The sequence below is a fragment of the Saccharopolyspora pogona genome (assembly GCF_014697215.1).
Classification (GTDB): domain Bacteria; phylum Actinomycetota; class Actinomycetes; order Mycobacteriales; family Pseudonocardiaceae; genus Saccharopolyspora; species Saccharopolyspora hattusasensis.
In genome coordinates this window covers 8,564,016-8,581,517 of sequence record NZ_CP031142.1, presented here as the reverse complement: position 1 = coordinate 8,581,517, position 17,502 = coordinate 8,564,016, and the positions used below count along the sequence as shown (strand labels likewise).

Here is a 17,502-nt window from a genome sequence, read left to right as displayed (position 1 = left end):
TGGCGGTGCGGGCGTCGACCCTGTGGACGGGAGTTAGAGCGGGAGGAAGTCCGGCACGTCCGGGGTTTGCGGGCAGGCAAAGACGAGACCGGTGTCGATCTCGTAGAACCAGCCGTGCAATCGCAGTTCACCGGCGTCGAGCCGGTCCTGGATGAACGGGTATTCGCGCAGCGTCTGCAGTTGCGCGTGGATGTGCCGCTTGCTCTCGGCGCGCACGCTCGGATCGTCCGGTTCGACACCGGCCAGCCCGTCGGTGCCGAGCCAGGTCCGCAGCGCCGGCAGTTCCTCCAAGCCGCGCCCGGCCAGGGTCAACGCCGTCACGGCACCGCAATGCGAGTGCCCGCAGACGATGATCTCCGGCACGCGCAGCTGCAGCACGGCGTACTCGATGGTGGCCATTTCGCTGGACGCCGAGTTCGGCGCGTATTTCGGCACCACATTGCCGGCCGTCCGCAGTTCGAACAAATTCCCCGGTTCGGCGCCGGTGATCTGGGACGGGATCACCCGCGAATCGGAGCAACCGATGAACAACGCGGCCGGTTTCTGACCTGCGGCAAGCTGCCTGCGGCGGTCAGCGGAAAGCATGCTCGGGTGTTGCCGAGCGTGTCGCACGAAATGTTCGAAGCTCATTGTCGCCTCTCTGATCGTCTGCTCGGAATATGCCGCGAGCATCGATCAGTGGCGGATCACCTGGAGGACTGCGGGGGAATGTCTGACCTTGGCGAAGGCGTCGTGCGGTTTGCTCCCGGCGTTCGGGAATTTCTCCGTCAGCGCCTGCTTCCCGATATGGACGACGTGCTGCAGTCCCCGCGGCAGGAGCGGGCGGCGATCTTCCCGGCGGTCGCAGCAACGCCGGTGCAGCGCGATGCCCGGCACCCGTTCGCGCAGCTTCTCGCCGTCCCGGTGTTCATTGGTCTCGGACTTCGTCTCCGCAGGCCCGGTACGCAACTGCGAGCCGGCTTCGGCGTTGAGCGGCCCCAGCAAGGCGAGCACGACCGCGAGGAGCAGGAACAACCCCGCCCTCGTGATCTGGCATGCCTTGCCGCGCACGAATGCCTCCCGTAATAGAGCAGCCGATCCCCTTCCGGCGACATCGACGGTAGCGGGGAGAAGTAGCGAGACGCTGAACTAAAGATATCCGACAACTGCGGTACGAGCGCAAGTCGCAGATCCGGTCACGCCGCCCGGAAACAAATGAAGATGTACTAACGCAACCCGGCTCGACCTGCGAATTCACCCGTATGCCGGGTGGACAAGAGGCCCATCACTGCGCTGCGTAAACGATGTTCACTACGGAACGTATTCGAGATGTGACCAGCATTACCGCATCGAGGTGGTCTAGAGGCTGAAGCTTATTCAGCCATGCAACACGACCGAAACACGAAATCTTAGCGAACCCGATAGTGGTACTCGTGCGAGGGCGCGAAGCCCAGTGCCTCGTAGCACCGCCGCGCACCGGGATTGCCCGCCTCGACCTGGAGGAATAACCGCGGCGCCCCGGCACCCGACGCCCACCGGGCTCCCGCGCGCAGGACCGCGCTGGCCACTCCGCGCCGCCGCCAGTCGGGATGCGTGGCCATGCCGTAGATCCCGCACCAACCGTCCGAGACGGCGAACATCCCGACCCCGACCGGCACACCGCCGTGCAGGGCGATGGCGAACCGCACCGGCTGCGGAACGCGGTCCAGGCTCGCCTCCGGCCTGCTGCCCACCGCCTCGCCGGCGACGAGCCAGGACGGCCGCGGCCCGGACTCCAGCCGGACCTCGAACGGCTCGCCCAGGGACTCGGCGAGCACCCGCTCGCAGTCGGCGAACATGACGGCCGTGGAACCGACGACGCGGTAGCCCGACCGGCCAGGAACGCATCCAGCTCGGCATGCCGATCCAGCGGGCTGACCTGCACGACCGGCGCGGCGTCCCGAGCGGCGTAGAACTTTTCCACGCGCTCGACCGCCGTTTCGCCGATCCGCTACGGCCTCGGGTGGCAGCGCCGAGTTCGAGCGCTTGCGGTTCAGCAGCCCGCAGTGCCGCAGCAGCCAGCCGTCGACCCGGTCGATCCACGAAGCGGGCCAGGTCCCGACGGCGGCCCGCTCGATCTCCAACTCGACGAAACCCACCAGCGGCTCCCGATGCATATCGATGCAGGACTCCGTATACACATCCAAGCACGGGACGCGAAGGCTCACAACTCAACTAGGACGTGTTTTATAAGCGGCGACAGCCGCTTGCGGTGTGGGACTCAACTGACACCGCCGCGGGTTCTCAGGGGTCCTTCTCGCGAGGACAGCCCCGACGTGGTGAATTGGCATTCATGATGTCGGGGATCCCGCAGCGAGAAGGCCTCTGAGATTCCGCTACCCGCACCGCTACGCAAACCACTTTCGAAACAGGCCTTAGGAGGCCGCGCCCACCAGGCAGGCAAGCAGGCAGGGAGGCAGCAGGGCCAGCCGCTTTCCCTTCCACGACAGCAAAACGCCCGCGGCCACGGCGCAAACTCTCGTAGGCGCCTACTCGGTCCGGAACGCCGGGTACGGCAGCAGGTGCAGCGCACCGGCACCGAAGCGGTCCACCAGCGCGTCGACCACGCGGTCCGCGAACTCCGCCACGTCGGCCATGTCCGCCCCGTCCGCGTCCGAACGCAGGTGCCGCCACCGGTCGACCAGCGCCGTGCTGCGGCGCGGCGAAGGCATGTGCAGGTCGATCGGCCGGTCGGTCTCCCCGGTCCGCGGCAGGAACCACCAGGTCGACACCCACACCCACAGCAGCTGGGCGTTGAACAACCGGGGCATCAGCACCTCGTCGTCGTCCAGCTCCGGCCAGACCTCGACGATCTCCGAACGCCACGTCGACAACATGCTCTCGGCCAGGTTGTCCGGCAGCGCGTACGAGCACCACGACGACGGGAACGGGTACTGCAGGTACGCGGCGTCCATCGCGACATCGCGCACGCAACCCCACTCGAAGTCCAGGAACCGCACGCCGCTGCTACCGGTCACGAGGCTGTTGTCCGGGCAGATGTCCGACGGGCTGAACGCCCGGTACCGGCTCGACTCCAGCAGCTCGGCGGCGGCGGTCAGCCGCTCCACCATCAGCGGCGGGGTGTCCACGCCGAGGGTCTGCGACAGCAGCTCGGGCAGCTCGCCCACCGAACGCACGATGTCGTCGGCAACCGGGTCGGTCCATGACTTCGCGCCCAGCCGACGCATCAGCGCGTCGAAGTCCGCCTCGCAGCCGGCAGTGGTGCTGTGCAGCCGCCCCAGCGCCCGAGCCCACGCCAGCAGCGCCCGCTCCGCCACCCGCGGGTCGTCGGCGAACAGCACGTCGGCCAAGGTGGAGCCTCGCCCGAGGTCCTCCAGCACCAGCAGGCGCTCGGCGGCATCGTGCGCGATGAGCTCCGGGCCAACCCGGGCCTCCGGCGGCAGGGCGGTGGTGAGCTGGCAGCTCGCCGCCTCGTGCGCAAACGGGTCGGAACGGGCCTCCACCGGGCACTCGCCGTAGTGCTTGACCACGACGGTGCGAGGCAGCTCGAACGGCGATTCGGCGATCCGCACCCGCATCACGACCGAGCGGTCACTGCCGCCGAGGTCCTCCGCATCGGCAAGCCGGACCGATGCTCCCGTCCGCTTGCTCAGCACAGCTTCCGCCGTCCCGACGGTGTCGGTCGCCTCGGCGCTGGCCGGGACGCGAACCTCCGGGGGGCCGGTGGTGATCTCCACGCTCATCGTCTCCAGACACTACCCCCACAACCTGAACCCAAAAGGGCATGACCGGTCAAGTGACACACGATCGGTCAGCACCCGTAACCACAGCGTGTTCGCCCGACAGCCCTGCCTCCCACCCCTCGACCGGCCATCGGACGTAGTCTCCCCGTAGACGCTGACGGAACCAAGCGACGGCGGCGTTGCACGGCCACGAAAATTGCGAGACCGCGGCGCGGCACGCCTCACCGCATCTCCCGCGTCGGCACCCGGTCGGCCAGGCTCGCCCGCCTGCGCCGCAGCGCCAGGACCGCGGACGCCGACGCGACGATGCCGACCAGGTTGACCACCAGCTGCCCGACCGAGCCAGCACATTGTGCCCAGTCGCCGAGCGTCGCCGCCACCACCGCGTAACCGGCGGCGGGCACCGTCGTCACCGAGATGAACACGCCGACCAGGACGGCCGACTTCGCCGAAGTCAGCGACAGCATCCCGGCGGCCCCTGCCAACAGCGACACGATCAGCGACGACCAGCCGACCTGGTAGACGAACGCCACCTGGCTGTTCTCCGGCAGGCCGAGCCGGTCGATCAGGCCGCCCCACTCGCCGAGCAGAGCAGCCGCCGCAGTCACCACCATCGCCACCGGGAAACCCACGGCGAGCGCCGTGGAAGCCCGCCGCACCAGCGACCAGCGGCGGGACACCAGCCCGACGGCGATCGCGGCCAGCGGCCCGAACTCGGGGCCGACCACCATCGCGCCGACGATCGTCACCGGCGAGTCGGTCACCACCCCGACCGCCGCCAGCACGCAGGCGATGGACAGGAACGTCAGGAACGTGCCGTTGCACCGGCATTCCTCGCCGGTGCGGGCGATCAGCTCGTCCCAGACCACCGCGTCGCCGCCGTCGCCGGGAGCCTCCTCCTCGGCGCGCTCGGCGCGCCGCGACAGGGTGGTGCCGGCCTCGGTGATTGTCACCGCGCCGACCGCGGCCAGCTCCGAAGCGCCGATCGCATCCAGCACTTCGTCGGCGGCCTCCCTGGCCACGTCGACCTCGACGAGATCACCCACCGGGTCGACCGCGCCGCCGGGCACGACCACCAGGTGCGCCGTGCCCGGGTGCGCCCGGGCCCCGGCGAGCACCCGATCGGTGTACTCGGCCGGACAGATGATCCGCAGATGCAGCACGCGGTGCCCGCCGCGCCCCGGTCAGCCCTGCTTCTCCACCACACCGGGCGGGAACACCGAGATGCTCTGGTCGCCGACCTGCGCCGCGGGCTTGGCGTCGATCCCGGCTTCCTTGCGCTGCTCGATAGTGATCGGCGAGGGCGCGCCGGTCAGCGGGTCGAAACCGCCGCCGCTCTTCGGGAAGGCGATGACGTCGCGCAGCGAGTCGGCGCCGGCCAGCAGCATGCAGACCCGGTCCCAGCCGAAGGCGATGCCGCCGTGCGGCGGCGGGCCGAACTTGAACGCGTCCAGCAGGAAGCCGAACTTGTCCTGCGCCTGCTCCTGCGAGATGCCGAGCAACTCGAACACCCGTTCCTGGATGTCGGAGCGATAGATACGGATCGAGCCGCCGCCGAGCTCGTTGCCGTTGCAGACGATGTCGTAGGCCCAGGCCAGCGCGTGCTCGGGATCCTGGTCGAAGTTGTCGATCCAGTCGGCGTTCGGCGAGGTGAACGGGTGGTGCACGGCGGTCCAGCGGCCGGTGCCGACGGCGACGTCGTCGGTCTCGTCGACCGGCTCGAACATCGGGGCGTCCACGACCCACACGAAGGACCAGGCGTCGTGGTCGATCAGGCCGCAGCGCTCACCGATCTCCAGCCGCGCCGCGCCGAGCAGGCCACGGGCCGCCGAGCGCGGGCCGGCGGCGAAGAACACGCAGTCGCCCGGGGACGCGCCCACGGTCTTGGCGAGGCCTTCGCGCTCGGCGTCGGACAGGTTCTTCGCGACCGGGCCGGACAGCGTGCCGTCGGCCCCGACGAGCACGTAGGCCAGGCCCTTGTGCCCGCGCTGCTTCGCCCACTCCTGCCAGCCATCGAGCTGCCGGCGCGGCTGGTCTGCACCGCCGGGCATCACGACGGCCCCGACGTAGGGCGCCTGGAATACCCGGAACGTGGTGTCCTTGAAGTACTCGGTCATCTCGGTGAGCTCGAGCCCGAAGCGGAGGTCCGGCTTGTCCGTGCCGTACTTGGCCATCGCCTCGGCGTAGGTCATCCGGGGGATCGGGCGCGGGATCTCGTGGTCGGCCAGCTTGCCCCACAGCGCCGCCAGGACCGCCTCGCCGAGCTCGATCACGTCGTCCTGCTCGACGAAGCTCATCTCGATGTCGAGCTGGGTGAACTCCGGCTGCCGGTCGGCACGGAAGTCCTCGTCGCGGTAGCAGCGCGCGATCTGGAAGTAGCGCTCCATGCCGCCGACCATCAGCAACTGCTTGAACAGCTGCGGCGACTGCGGCAGCGCGTACCAGTTGCCGGGCTGCAGCCGGGCCGGGATCAGGAAGTCCCGGGCGCCTTCCGGCGTCGAGCGGGTCATGGTGGGCGTCTCGACCTCGACGAAGTCGCGGTCGTGCAGCACCTCCCGGGCGAGCCGGTTGACCTCGCTGCGCATCCGCATGATCCGGGCCGGCTCGGCGCGCCGCAGGTCCAGGTAGCGGTGCTTGAGCCGGACCTCCTCGCCGACCTCCAGATGCTCGTCCAGCGGGAACGGCAGCGGCGCGGCCTCCGAGAGCACCTCCAGCCCGGTGACGGTCACCTCGATTTCGCCGGTTGCGATCTCCGGGTTCTCGTTGCCCTCCGGGCGGCGGATCACCTCGCCGGTGACCCGCACGCAGAACTCGGCACGCAGCCGGTGGGCGCGCTCGGCCATCTCGCCTTCGCGGAAGACGACCTGGGCGACGCCCGAGGCGTCGCGCAGATCGATGAAGATGACCCCGCCGTGATCGCGACGGCGCGCCACCCACCCGGCGAGGGTGACGGTCTGCCCGGCATGACCGGCGCGAAGCGATCCGGCCTCGTGCGTGCGCATCACGGGTACTGAGCTCCTTCTTCCGCTGTCCAGCGCTTGACGGTATTGACGTGTAGCTGGTCCCGGGCCTCGCAGCACCCGATCGTCGAGAAGCCTCCGATCACGGTGTTCAGCCACCAGGACGCAAGACATTAAGGCTAGCCAACGGGCACCGGGGCGCAGCGCTCAGGTGCCGCGTGTCGGGCCGCCGGCGCGGAGCGTGACCGCGCCCCGCGACGTCGCCGCCACCAGCCTGCCGGTTCGCGGCGGCGGTGTCCGGTTCGCCCGTTCGCCGCATTGACACCAAATGGTCGATACCAATTTCATCGCCGATGGTCCACAATTAACCGATTCGAGGCACCGCCGACGATCGCGCAACGGCATTGTTAAGCGTGCCCCGAAGCGATGAAGGAGGCGATTCCCATCTTAAGTACCCCCGGGTTCCTCCTTTAGTCGGAGGCGCCTATCAAAACTCGGTCGTTGCACAACACTAACCCCGCTGTTTAGCGTAAGTTCGGAATTCGGCGGACACGAGGAGTAACGATGACCGGCCCGAAAACCGAGGCTCGCCCGGCGACCCGCCCGGCCCTCCGCGGCACGCAGCAAGGAGTGAACGCATTGTCTGCCGAACTCTCCGAACTGCTCCGAACCGGTCCGTTCGAAGCCGCCCTGCGCACCGCGATCCGGGCGAGCCGGTTGAGCCTGGAACGCATTCAGCACCGTCTGCGCACCCGCGGCACCCCGGTCAGCATCACCGCGCTGAGCTACTGGCAGTCGGGCCGACGACGCCCGGAGCGCCCCGACTCACTGCTCGCGCTGCAACAGCTGGAGCAGGTGCTGGGCGTGCCGGAGAGCTCGCTGTCGGCGCTGCTGGGTCCGCCCCGACCGCGCGGCCGCACCCGGCAGGCCCCCGCCGAAGCGCCGCCGCTGAGCGCACTCTGGTCTGAGAACGAGTCGGCCGCCGAGCTGCTCACCAAGATCGACACCAGCCACGACAGCAAGCTCGCGCGGCTGAGCCACCACGACGTGGTGCACGTGGACCAGCGCGGTGAGCTGCGCAAGATCCGGACCCGCAAGCTGGTCCGGGCCGAGACCAACGACGTCGACCGCTGGGTGATCATGTTCGACGGCGCCTCGTCCGGCGAGACGCCGCCGATCATCCGCCCGATCCGGTCCTGCCGGCTCGGTCAGGTGCTCACCGACCACGCCCGCGACCTGGTGGTGGCGGAGCTGCTGTTCGACCGGGCGCTGGCGCGCGGCGAGACGCTGCTGCTGGAGTACGAGATCATCGACCCGCCGACCGGCCCGAACGAGGTCGAGCACAGCTTCTGCCGGCTCTTCCGGCTGCCCGTGCGGCAGTACGTGGTCGAGTTGCAGTTCGACCCGGCGCACCCGCCCAGCCGGTGCGAGAGCTACGTCGGCGACTCCACCACGCAGGAGGTGGAAACCCCCAAGCCGCTGACGGTCGACCGGTTCGGCCGGACGCACGCGGTGGCGCTGGACTTCGGCATGGGCGTCTTCGGCGTCCGGTGGCAACCCGAGGAGCACCTGGGCTCCAGCGCGTCTTCGCGCACGACGACGCGCTGACCCGATTCGGGGACGAGCGACCCGACGACCAGCACGGAAGGTAACCGGAAATCGGCGCGTCTCCGAACGCCGGTCGAATCGCGAACAGCGCCGCCGCCTTCACATTCCGGAAACGAACGATCGACTTACCGAACTGCGCAGAAATCGTTTTCCTCAACATTGCCCAATACCAATCGAAAATGATATGCATTTGCTGAAGCACTGCCACTACCCGACCGAGCTCACAACAGGCTGAGCTGACGCACCCCCTCCTCGTTGACCGCGGACCGGGCGGCGCCACCGGCTTCGACCTCGCGGAACTCCCCCGCCTGCGACGAGCCGATGCCATGCCGCCGCTTCGCGTCGGCCACCCGGGCGAGGACCTCCCGCTGGTACGACTTCGGCAGGTAGGAGCCCTCCCGGTACAGCCTGGCGTAGCTCGGCACCAGCTCCGGGTGCTCGCGCTGCAGCCACTCCCGGAACCATTCCCGCGCCCCCGGCCGCAGATGCAGCAGCAGCGGCGTGACGTTCGCGGCCCCCGCCTCGGCCAGCGCCCGGACCGTCGCGTTGATCTGCTCGGGCGAGTCGCTGAGCCCGGGCAGGATCGGGGCCATCAGCACCGAGCAGCCGATCCCCTCGTCGGCGAACCGGCGCACCACGTCCAACCGCCGCCGCGGTGACGGCGCCCCCGGTTCGACGGCCCGCCAGAGCCGCTCGTCGACCGAGCCGACGGAGACCGCGACCGACACCGGGGCCACCTCGGCGGCCTGCACGATCAGGTCGACGTCCCGCAGGATCAGCGTCCCCTTGGTGAGGATCGAGAACGGGTTGGCCCGGTCGCGCAGCGCGGCGAGGATCTCCCGCATCAGCCGGTAGCGCCCTTCGGCGCGCTGGTACGGGTCGGTGTTGGTGCCCATCGCGATCGCTTCGCCGCACCAGCGCGGACTGGCCAGCTCCTTGCGGATCAGCGACCCGGCGTTGACCTTGACCACGATCTTGCTGTCGAAGTCGCGCCCTGCATCCAGGTCCAAGTACGTGTGGGTACGTCTCGCGAAGCAATACCTGCAAGCATGGCCGCAACCCCGGTACGGGTTGATGGTCCACGCGAACGGCACCCTGGCCGGGCCCGGCACCCGGTTGATGATCGTTTTGGCGTGGATCTCGATCGCGTAGGCCTCGGCGGTGCCCGCCTCGATCGGCACCGGATCCGGCAGCCGCAGGCCTGCGCGCCCGCCGGACCGCGCCTGCGGCTCCGGCAGCACGAGCGGCAGTTCCGGCGCATCCCCGGTCGGCGGCGTGACCCGTTGTTGTTCCCATCGCATGACCTGAATTCGAACATAGTTTCGAGATCGTGTCGAGTGCCTTGAACGGACACCCACCTTTCGGGTAAACCCCAACCCACGTGGCACGTCCCGGCCGGACAACGTCGGCGGAACGACGAGCCCATCGGAAACACCCGCAACAACTGCCGCATCCGGTCGAGCGAATGTCCATTGTGGATCCGTTCGCCTCGCGACAGCTCGGAGCCCCAGGTCCGGATTCGCCTTCAGCTGGGGAAAACGGCGGCGACGGAGGGTCGTCGGGTACCTCTCCGGTGGTCGCTCGGTGGGCGGTCCGCATAATTGCCCGGTGACCGACCGCCGCCCCGCCGGAGAGCCTCTCGAGCCCGGAGGCGGCCACCGGGCACGCCACCGCCGAGCCGCCGATCGCGACCAGGCGCCCCGAGCGCAGGCCGCCCAGACAGGCCCGGACCAGGCACAACGCGGTCGCCGCCCCAGCTCCGAGAGCAGCACCGCGCAGGGCCACGGGCATGGTCACGGGCACGGGCACGGCCCCGCCGAGCCGGCGTCGAAGCAGGTCAAGAGGGCGCTCGCGATCGCGCTGGTGCCCTTCGCGCTGGCCACCATCGTCGGCGTACTGCTGCTCTACCCGTTCGGCCACCAGCAGCGCACCGGCGCCGATCTCGGGTTCGGCCAGGACCCGGTCAACGCCGAGGTCGTCTCCGCCGTCGCCGGCTCCTGCACCCAGGACTCGCCCGACCAGGGCGGCTGCGTCGTGCTCGGGGTGCGGATGCAGGACGGCCCGCGGCCCGGTCAGACCATCCAGCAGGTGGTGCCGACCGACCCCGGATCGCCGCGCTTCGCCGTCGGTGACCGGGTGGTGCTCAGCTACGCTGGGGCCAACCCCGACGACCCGGCGTCCTACCAGGTCGTCGACTTCCAGCGCGGCGCGCCGCTGCTGGTCCTGGCGCTGGCGTTCGCCGTGGCGGTGATCGTGCTCGGCCGCTGGCAGGGCCTGGCCGCGCTGGTCGCGCTCGGGCTGAGCTTCGTCGTGCTGGTCGGCTTCGTGCTGCCCGCCATCCTCGCCGGCCAGGATCCCTTGCTGGTGGCGGTGGTCGGGGCCGGGCTGATCATGTTCGTGGTGCTCTACCTGACGCACGGCTTCTCCGCGCGGACCTCGACCGCGGTGCTGGGCACCCTGCTGAGCCTCGCCCTGATCAGCGTGCTCAGCGCGGTCTTCTCGGCGGCCACCAGCCTGACCGGGCTGGACGAGGACACATCCAGCCTGATGGGCGTGCTGCGCGCGCCGATCGACGCGCGCGGGCTGCTGCTGGCCGGGATCGTGATCGGTGCGCTGGGCGTGCTCGACGACGTGACGGTGACCCAGACCAGTGCCGTGTGGGAGCTGCGCAAGGCCAACCCGGCGCTGTCCTGGCGGCAGCTTTACAAGGCGGGGCAGCGGATCGGCCGCGACCACGTGTCATCGGCGGTGAACACCCTGGTCCTGGCCTACGCGGGCGCGGCCCTGCCGATGCTGCTGGCCTACACGCTCTCCGGCCGGACCTTCGGCGAGGTGGTGAGCTCGCAGGCGGTGGCGCAGGAAGTGGTGCGCACCCTCGTCGGCAGCATCGGCCTGGTGGCGGCGGTGCCGATCACGACGGCGATCGCCGCCGCGGTAGCGGTTCGGGAGCCCGCGAAGGCCGCAGCGGGCCGCACCGGGAGCTCGGTCGCGGACCGCGTGGGGCGTGCGGCCGCCAACGGCTCGGAGACGGCGACGGTGTGGTGGCGTCCGCCGAACCGCAAGCCCGGCCGCTGAGTCGTGAGTGTCCGTTCCGGTAAGAACCGGCACGAACACTCACGAGGACGCGCTAGCCCAGGGCCGCTACGAACTTGGCGACCGCGTCGGGATGCAGGCGCTGCGCCATCCGGCCCGGCGGTGCGACCGATGCGAGCCGGTACAGCGGGCGGTCCGGGGCCGCGTCGCCGCGAGCCTCCGCCCTCAGCTGGGCCACGACCAGCTGCGAGAGCACCAGCGCCCGGGTATCGGCCGAACCGGCCAGCGTGTCCGCCAGCCGGCGCAGCGCGAAAATTCCGAGCTCCCGGCAGCCGGTGCCCGCGTACAGCGCCAGCGAAACGCTGATCGCCTTGCCCTTGGGCGGCCCGCCGATCAGCAGGTTGATCGTCCGCGCGCCGCGCAGGTCGGTGACGAACAGGTCGAAGCGTTCCGCGGCCTTCACATCGACCACTCGGGTTCCCACCGCGCGCGCCACCAGCTCGCGGCCGCGCAACGCGATGGTCTTGCGGGATTCCGCAAAAGCCAGCAGCAGCAACGGGATTCCCGCGATCGCCGCGGTGATCGCGAAGCCCGTGGGGCCCGCGAACAGGCTCACGATGCCGCCCAGCGCGGCCGCGACGATCAGCGCGGCGATCGCGACGTTCCGGGCCCGGGTCCGGATCGTCTTGCGATCCAGCAGATCCAGCGGAATCGTCTCGACTCCGGTCATCTCCCCTCCGCCACGGCGGCCCGGACCTCGTCCACCAGCGAATCCAGCGCAACCGCGCGCTGCTCGCCGCTGGCGAGCTCCTTGAGCTGCGCGGTGCCGGCTTCGAGGTCACGTTCGCCGAGCACCAGCGCGAAGCGGGCACCCGAGCGATCCGCCGCCTTCATCGCGCCCTTGAGGCCCTTGCCGCCGTAGGCGACGTCGACGCGGACCCCGGCGGCCCGCAGTCCGCCCGCAGCCGCCACCAGGCGGCGCTTGGCGGTCTCGCCCATCGGCACGCAGTACACGTCGCAACGCGCCTGGTCGCCGACGGTCAGCCCCTCGGCCTGGCAGGCCAGCAGGGTCCGGTCGACACCGAGCCCGAAGCCGACGCCGGAGTACTCCTGCCCGCCGAGCTCGGCCATCAGGCCGTCGTAGCGCCCGCCGCCGCCGATGCCGGACTGCGCGCCGAGCCCGTCGTGGACGAACTCGAAGGTGGTCTTGGTGTAGTAGTCCAGGCCGCGCACCATGCGCGGGTTCTCCACGAACTGCACGCCGAGGTCCACCAGGTGCGCCTTGACCTGCTCGTAGTGCTCCTTGGCCGCCACCGAGAGGTGGTCGACCATCAGCGGGGCGTCGGCGACCATTTCCCGCACCTCCGGCCGCTTGTCGTCGAGCACCCGCAGCGGGTTGAGCTCGGCGCGGCGCCGGGTCTCCTCGTCCAGCGGCAGCCCGCGCAGGAACTCCTGCAGCTTCGCCCGGTAGGCGGGGCGGCAGGTGTTGTCGCCGAGCGAGGTGACCTCGATGCGGTGCCCGGTGAGCCCTAGCCGCCGGTAGCCCTCGTCGGCGATCGCGATGACCTCGGCGTCCAGCGCCGGGTCGTCGACGCCGATCGCCTCGACCCCGACCTGCTGCAGCTGCCGGTAGCGCCCGGCCTGCGGCCGCTCGTAGCGGAAGAAGGCGCCGCTGTAGTGCAGCTTCACCGGCAGCTGGCCGCGGTCGAGGCCGTGCTCGATGACCGAGCGCATCACGCCCGCCGTGCCCTCCGGGCGCAGCGTTATGGACCGGCCGCCGCGGTCGGCGAAGGTGTACATCTCCTTGGTGACGACGTCGGTGGACTCCCCGACGCCGCGCGCGAACAGGGTGGTGTCCTCGAACAGCGGCAGCTCGATGTAGCCGTAGCCGGCGCGGCGCGCGGCGTCGGCCAGGGTGTCGCGGACCGCCAGGAAGCCCGCCGACTCCGGCGGGTAGTACTCCGGGATGCCCTTGGGTGCGGTGAACGTGCTCATGAGTGGTGGTTCAGTCCTCGTCAGGAAGTGGCTTCGGACGCCGGCAGACCCTGCAGGAACGGGTTGCCCGCACGTTCGCGCCCGATGGTGGTGGTCGGTCCGTGGCCCGGCAGCACGACGGTCTCGTCGTCCAGCGGCAGCACCTTGGTGCTCAGCGACTCGAGCATCCGGCCGTGGTCGCCGCCGGGCAGATCGGTGCGCCCGATGGCGCCGGCGAAGAGGGTGTCGCCGGACAGCAGCAGCCGCCCACCCTCGTCGGTCCCGACGCCGAACAGCACCGATCCGCCGGTATGGCCCGGGGTGTGCGTGACGTCGAAGCGCAGTCCGGCGAGTTCCAGCACGTCGCCGCCGGCGAGGTCGCGGACGTCGGCGGGCGCGTCCATCATCGGGCCGTCGCCGAACAGCTGCCGGCCGGCCGGGCCGAGCGCGGCGCCCGGGTCGTCGAGCATGAACCGGTCGGCCGGGTGGACGTGGGCTGGCACGTCGTGCGCGGCGCACACCTGACCTGCGGAGAAGACGTGGTCGAAGTGCCCGTGGGTGAGCAGCACCGCGGCGGGCGCGAGCCGGTGCTTGCGCAGCTGTTCGTCTAGCTGCGGCACGGCGTCCTGACCGGGATCCACGACGACGCAGGGTTCGCCTTCCCCGCGCGCGAGCACGTAGCAGTTCGCCTGCAGCGGTCCGACCGGGAACCCGAGGACAAGCACGAAGTGCGACCTTTCGTTGCGGCGACACCCGATGGAGCGGGTCGGTTGTCCCAAGGTTATCGTCCCGCCCACGTGCGCCTTCGCGCGCGGCACGCACGATGCGCGGGCTCTCAGGAACGGTCCGCGACCGACCCCATAAACTCCCCGGACAACATCAGGTTCACCGAATCCGGGGAGGGAGCAGGTGCCCAGCAACGAGCAACGTCGCCAAGCGGCCAAGCGGAAGCTCGAACGCCAGTTGCAGCGCCGTGCGGAGCAGGACAAGCGACGCCGGTTGATCACCATCGGCGCGACGATCGTCGTGGTCATCGCGGTCGTGGTGGGCGTCTTCTACTTCACCCGCACGGGTGGTGACACGGCGCAGGAGCAGCCGCCGCAGGCGCAGCCGGAGATCCAGATCCCCACCCAGCTCGCACCGCCGCCGGCGCGGCCGACGCCGCTGGCCGACCCGGTCTCCTGCGAGTACAAGCCGGACAGCAAGGGCGCGAGCAAGCCGGTGCAGCCGCCGGCCAACGGCAAGGTGTCGTCCAAGGGCACCGTGCAGGCCACTATCAACACCAACCACGGCGCGATCCCGCTGACGCTCGACCGCGCGTTGGCCCCGTGCACCGTCAACAGCTTCATCAACCTGGCAAAGCAGAGCTACTACGACGGGACGTCGTGCCACCGGATCGGCACCGAGGGCCTGCAGATGCTGCAGTGCGGTGACCCGACGGGCAAGGGTTCCGGCGGCCCCGGCTACACCTTCGACGACGAGACGTTCCCGGAGCTGCAGTACGGGCGGGGCTACCTCGCGATGGCCAACGCCGGCCCGAACACCAACGGCAGCCAGTTCTTCATGGTCTTCGGAGATGCTCCGCTGTCGCCGGACTACACCGTGTTCGGCACGATCTCCGAGGAAGGCCTGCAGGTCATCGACGGCATCGCCCGCGCGGGCCACGACGGCGCGTTCGAGCCGTCGCCGGGCGGCGGCCACCCGAAGGAGAACGTCACCTTCGAGAGGGTCGACGTCCAGGCCTGACCGAACGCGAAGAGGGGCGCGGCCTGCGTGCTGCGCCGCTTCCGTGAGTGTTTTTGGGTGCTATGGCACCCAAAAACACTCACGGCTCCTGAGCTGCGGAAACTAAGCCGCCGAGGTCACGCGGTAGACGTCGTAGACGCCCTCGATGTTGCGGACCGCCTTGAGGACGTGGCCCAGGTGCTTCGGGTCGCCCATCTCGAAGGAGAAGCGGCTGACCGCCACCCGGTCCTTCGAGGTCGTCACCGATGCCGACAGGATGTTCACCCGCTCGTCCGCCAGCACCTTGGTGACGTCGGAGAGCAGCCGGTGCCGGTCCAGGGCTTCCACCTGGATCGCGACCAGGAACACCGACGACGCCGACGGCGCCCAGTACACCTCGACCAGCCGCTCGGGCGTGCGGCGCAGGTCGTCGGCGTTGGTGCAGTCCGTGCGGTGCACGCTCACCCAGCCGCCGCGGGTCACGAAGCCCAGGATCTCGTCGCCCGGAACCGGCGTGCAGCAGCGCGCCAGCTTCGCCCACACGTCCCCGGCGTCCTTGACCACGACACCGGAGTCGCCGCTGCTGCGGCGCTTGCCGAGCAGGGTCGATGGCGTCGACCGCTCCGCGATCTCGTCGGCCGCCTGCTCGGGTCCGCCGATGAACGTCACCAGGCGCTGCACCAGGTGCTGCGCCGACAGCTGCTTTTCCCCCACCGCCGCGTACAGCCCGGTGACGTCGACGTAGTGCAGCTCGCGGGCCACCGCGCCGAGCGTCTCGGCCGACACCAGGCGCTGCACCGGCAGGCCGAGCCGCCGGACCTCCTTGGCGATCAGCTCCTTGCCGGACTCGATCGCCTCCTCGCGGCGTTCCTTGGCGAACCACTGCTTGATCTTCGCCTTGGCGCGCGGCGAGGCCACGAACGACAGCCAGTCCCGGCTCGGGCCAGAGCCCTCCGCCTTGGACGTGAAGATCTCGACGACCTCGCCGTTCTCCAGCTTGCGCTCCAACGCCACCAGCCGGCCGTTGACGCGGGCGCCGATGCAGCGGTGACCGACCTCGGTGTGCACCGCGTACGCGAAGTCCACCGGGGTGGAGCCGGACGGCAACGTGATCACGTCGCCCTTCGGCGTGAAGACGAAGATCTCCCTGGTCGCGAGGTCGTAGCGCAGCGACTCGAGGAACTCGCCGGGGTCTGCGGCCTCCCGCTGCCAGTCGAGCAGCTGCCGCATCCAGGCCATCTCGTCGACCTCGACGGCCGACTGCCCGCCGCTGCCGTTACGGCCCTTGGTCTCCTTGTACCGCCAGTGCGCCGCGATGCCGTACTCGGCGGTGCGGTGCATCTCGTGGGTGCGGATCTGCACCTCCAGCGGCTTGCCCTCCGGGCCGATCACCGTGGTGTGCAGCGACTGGTAGACGCCGAAGCGGGGCTGGGCGATGTAGTCCTTGAACCGGCCGGGCATCGGCTGCCACAGCGCGTGCACCACGCCCATCGCGGCGTAGCAGTCGCGCACCTCGTCGACCAGGATCCGCACGCCCACCAGGTCGTGGATGTCGTCGAAGTCGCGGCCCCGCACGATCATCTTCTGGTGGATGGAGTAGTAGTGCTTGGGGCGGCCCTCCACCTTCGCGGCCAGCCGCGCCGTGTCGAGCTGGTGCGAGAGCTCGTGGATGACGGTGCGCAGGTAGGTGTCGCGGGACGGCGCGCGGTTGGCCACCAGGCGCACGATCTCGTCGTACTTCTTGGGCTGCAGGATGGCGAACGCCAGATCCTCCAGCTCCCACTTGATGGTGGCCATGCCCAGCCGGTGCGCCAGCGGCGCCAGCACTTCGAGGGTCTCCCGCGCCTTGCGGGCCTGCTTCTCCGGCGGCAGGAAGCGCATGGTGCGCATGTTGTGCAGCCGGTCGGCGAGCTTGATCACCAGCACCCGCGGGTCACGCGCCATCGCGATGATCATCTTGCGGATGGTCTCGGCCTCGGCGGCGGCACCCAGCTTGACCTTGTCCAGCTTGGTGACCCCGTCGACCAGGTGCGCCACCTCTTCGCCGAACTCGGCGCCGAGCTTCTCCAGCGAGTAGTCCGTGTCCTCGACGGTGTCGTGCAGCAGCCCGGCCACCAGCGTGGTGGTGTCCATGCCGAGCTCGGCCAAGATCGTCGCGACCGCCAGCGGATGCGTGATGTAGGGGTCGCCGGACTTGCGCCGCTGGCTGCTGTGCTTCTCCTCGGCGACGTCGTAGGCGCCCTGCAACAGCGCGAGATCCGCCTGCGGGTGGAGTTCGCGGTGCACCGTGGCCAGCGGCTCCAGCACCTGCTTCACCGGGGTGGCCCGCTGCGCCGTGATCCTCCTGGCCAGCCGGGCGCGGACCCGACGCGTCGCGGAGGCCGCCCGCGGCTCGGCAACCGGATCGGTCGCCGCAGCAGGAGATTCGACGTGTTGGCTCACCGCACGCTCCCGGGCTCAGGCATTGCTCTCGTCCCAGG

Annotated in this window: 14 protein-coding genes; 3 read left to right on the top strand and 11 right to left on the bottom strand. The window is 70.0% G+C overall.

What is annotated here, in order from left to right; genetic code table 11:
* Positions 1–33: 33 nt before the first annotated feature.
* The 6 genes from DL519_RS40545 to aspS form a co-directional block, all read right to left on the bottom strand.
* Positions 34–630: a carbonic anhydrase gene (locus tag DL519_RS40545; RefSeq protein WP_190822808.1), complete on the bottom strand. Its 597-nt coding sequence runs from the start codon at positions 628–630 to the stop codon at positions 34–36.
* A gap of 45 nt (positions 631–675) precedes the next feature.
* Positions 676–1,050: a hypothetical protein gene (locus DL519_RS40540; protein ID WP_190822806.1), complete on the bottom strand. Its 375-nt coding sequence runs from the start codon at positions 1,048–1,050 to the stop codon at positions 676–678.
* Positions 1,051–1,388: 338 nt separating this feature from the next.
* Positions 1,389–2,117: a GNAT family N-acetyltransferase gene (locus tag DL519_RS40535; RefSeq protein WP_223840076.1), complete on the bottom strand. Its 729-nt coding sequence runs from the start codon at positions 2,115–2,117 to the stop codon at positions 1,389–1,391.
* A gap of 390 nt (positions 2,118–2,507) precedes the next feature.
* A complete protein-coding gene (locus DL519_RS40530; RefSeq protein WP_449619153.1) occupies positions 2,508–3,716 on the bottom strand; it encodes a phosphotransferase family protein in 1,209 nt (402 codons plus the stop codon).
* Between the two features lie 227 nt (positions 3,717–3,943).
* The gene (locus tag DL519_RS40525; protein WP_190822803.1) at positions 3,944–4,885 is read right to left on the bottom strand and encodes a DUF389 domain-containing protein; all 942 of its coding nucleotides are present in this window, start codon (positions 4,883–4,885) and stop codon (positions 3,944–3,946) included.
* 21 nt (positions 4,886–4,906) lie between these two features.
* Positions 4,907–6,727 (bottom strand): aspartate--tRNA ligase, encoded by a 1,821-nt coding sequence (gene aspS / locus DL519_RS40520; protein ID WP_190822801.1) that lies wholly within the window; start codon positions 6,725–6,727, stop codon positions 4,907–4,909.
* Between the two features lie 519 nt (positions 6,728–7,246).
* On the opposite strand from aspS, the gene DL519_RS40515 reads away from it, so the two are divergent.
* Positions 7,247–8,290 (top strand): hypothetical protein, encoded by a 1,044-nt coding sequence (locus tag DL519_RS40515; protein WP_190822799.1) that lies wholly within the window; start codon positions 7,247–7,249, stop codon positions 8,288–8,290.
* Between the two features lie 221 nt (positions 8,291–8,511).
* Here the strand turns inward: DL519_RS40515 and DL519_RS40510 are convergent, their stop codons facing one another.
* Entirely contained in the window at positions 8,512–9,591 is a 1,080-nt protein-coding gene (locus tag DL519_RS40510; protein WP_190822797.1) for an Rv2578c family radical SAM protein, read from the bottom strand.
* 307 nt (positions 9,592–9,898) lie between these two features.
* Here DL519_RS40510 and DL519_RS40505 point away from each other — a divergent pair, with 307 nt between their 5' ends.
* Positions 9,899–11,365, top strand: coding sequence for a YibE/F family protein (locus DL519_RS40505; RefSeq protein WP_190822795.1), 1,467 nt, complete (start codon positions 9,899–9,901; stop codon positions 11,363–11,365).
* Positions 11,366–11,417: 52 nt separating this feature from the next.
* Here the strand turns inward: DL519_RS40505 and DL519_RS40500 are convergent, their stop codons facing one another.
* Genes DL519_RS40500 through DL519_RS40490 form a run of 3 tightly spaced genes read right to left on the bottom strand, consistent with a single transcriptional unit; the run spans position 11,418 to position 14,022 of the window.
* Complete coding sequence (locus DL519_RS40500; RefSeq protein WP_190822793.1) at positions 11,418–12,053, bottom strand: hypothetical protein; 636 nt, start codon at positions 12,051–12,053, stop codon at positions 11,418–11,420.
* Positions 12,050–13,318: a histidine--tRNA ligase gene (gene hisS, locus DL519_RS40495; protein WP_190822791.1), complete on the bottom strand. Its 1,269-nt coding sequence runs from the start codon at positions 13,316–13,318 to the stop codon at positions 12,050–12,052. Before hisS ends, DL519_RS40500 begins: the two co-directional genes overlap by 4 nt.
* A 20-nt stretch (positions 13,319–13,338) precedes the next feature.
* Entirely contained in the window at positions 13,339–14,022 is a 684-nt protein-coding gene (locus DL519_RS40490; RefSeq protein ID WP_168584600.1) for an MBL fold metallo-hydrolase, read from the bottom strand.
* A gap of 184 nt (positions 14,023–14,206) precedes the next feature.
* Between DL519_RS40490 and DL519_RS40485 the strand changes: the two genes are divergently transcribed.
* Positions 14,207–15,043: a peptidylprolyl isomerase gene (locus DL519_RS40485; protein WP_190822789.1), complete on the top strand. Its 837-nt coding sequence runs from the start codon at positions 14,207–14,209 to the stop codon at positions 15,041–15,043.
* A 102-nt stretch (positions 15,044–15,145) separates the two neighbouring features.
* On the opposite strand, the gene DL519_RS40480 is transcribed toward DL519_RS40485, so the two are convergent.
* On the bottom strand, positions 15,146–17,464 hold the full coding sequence (locus tag DL519_RS40480; RefSeq protein ID WP_190822787.1) for a RelA/SpoT family protein: 2,319 nt from the start codon (positions 17,462–17,464) through the stop codon (positions 15,146–15,148).
* Positions 17,465–17,502: the final 38 nt, after the last annotated feature.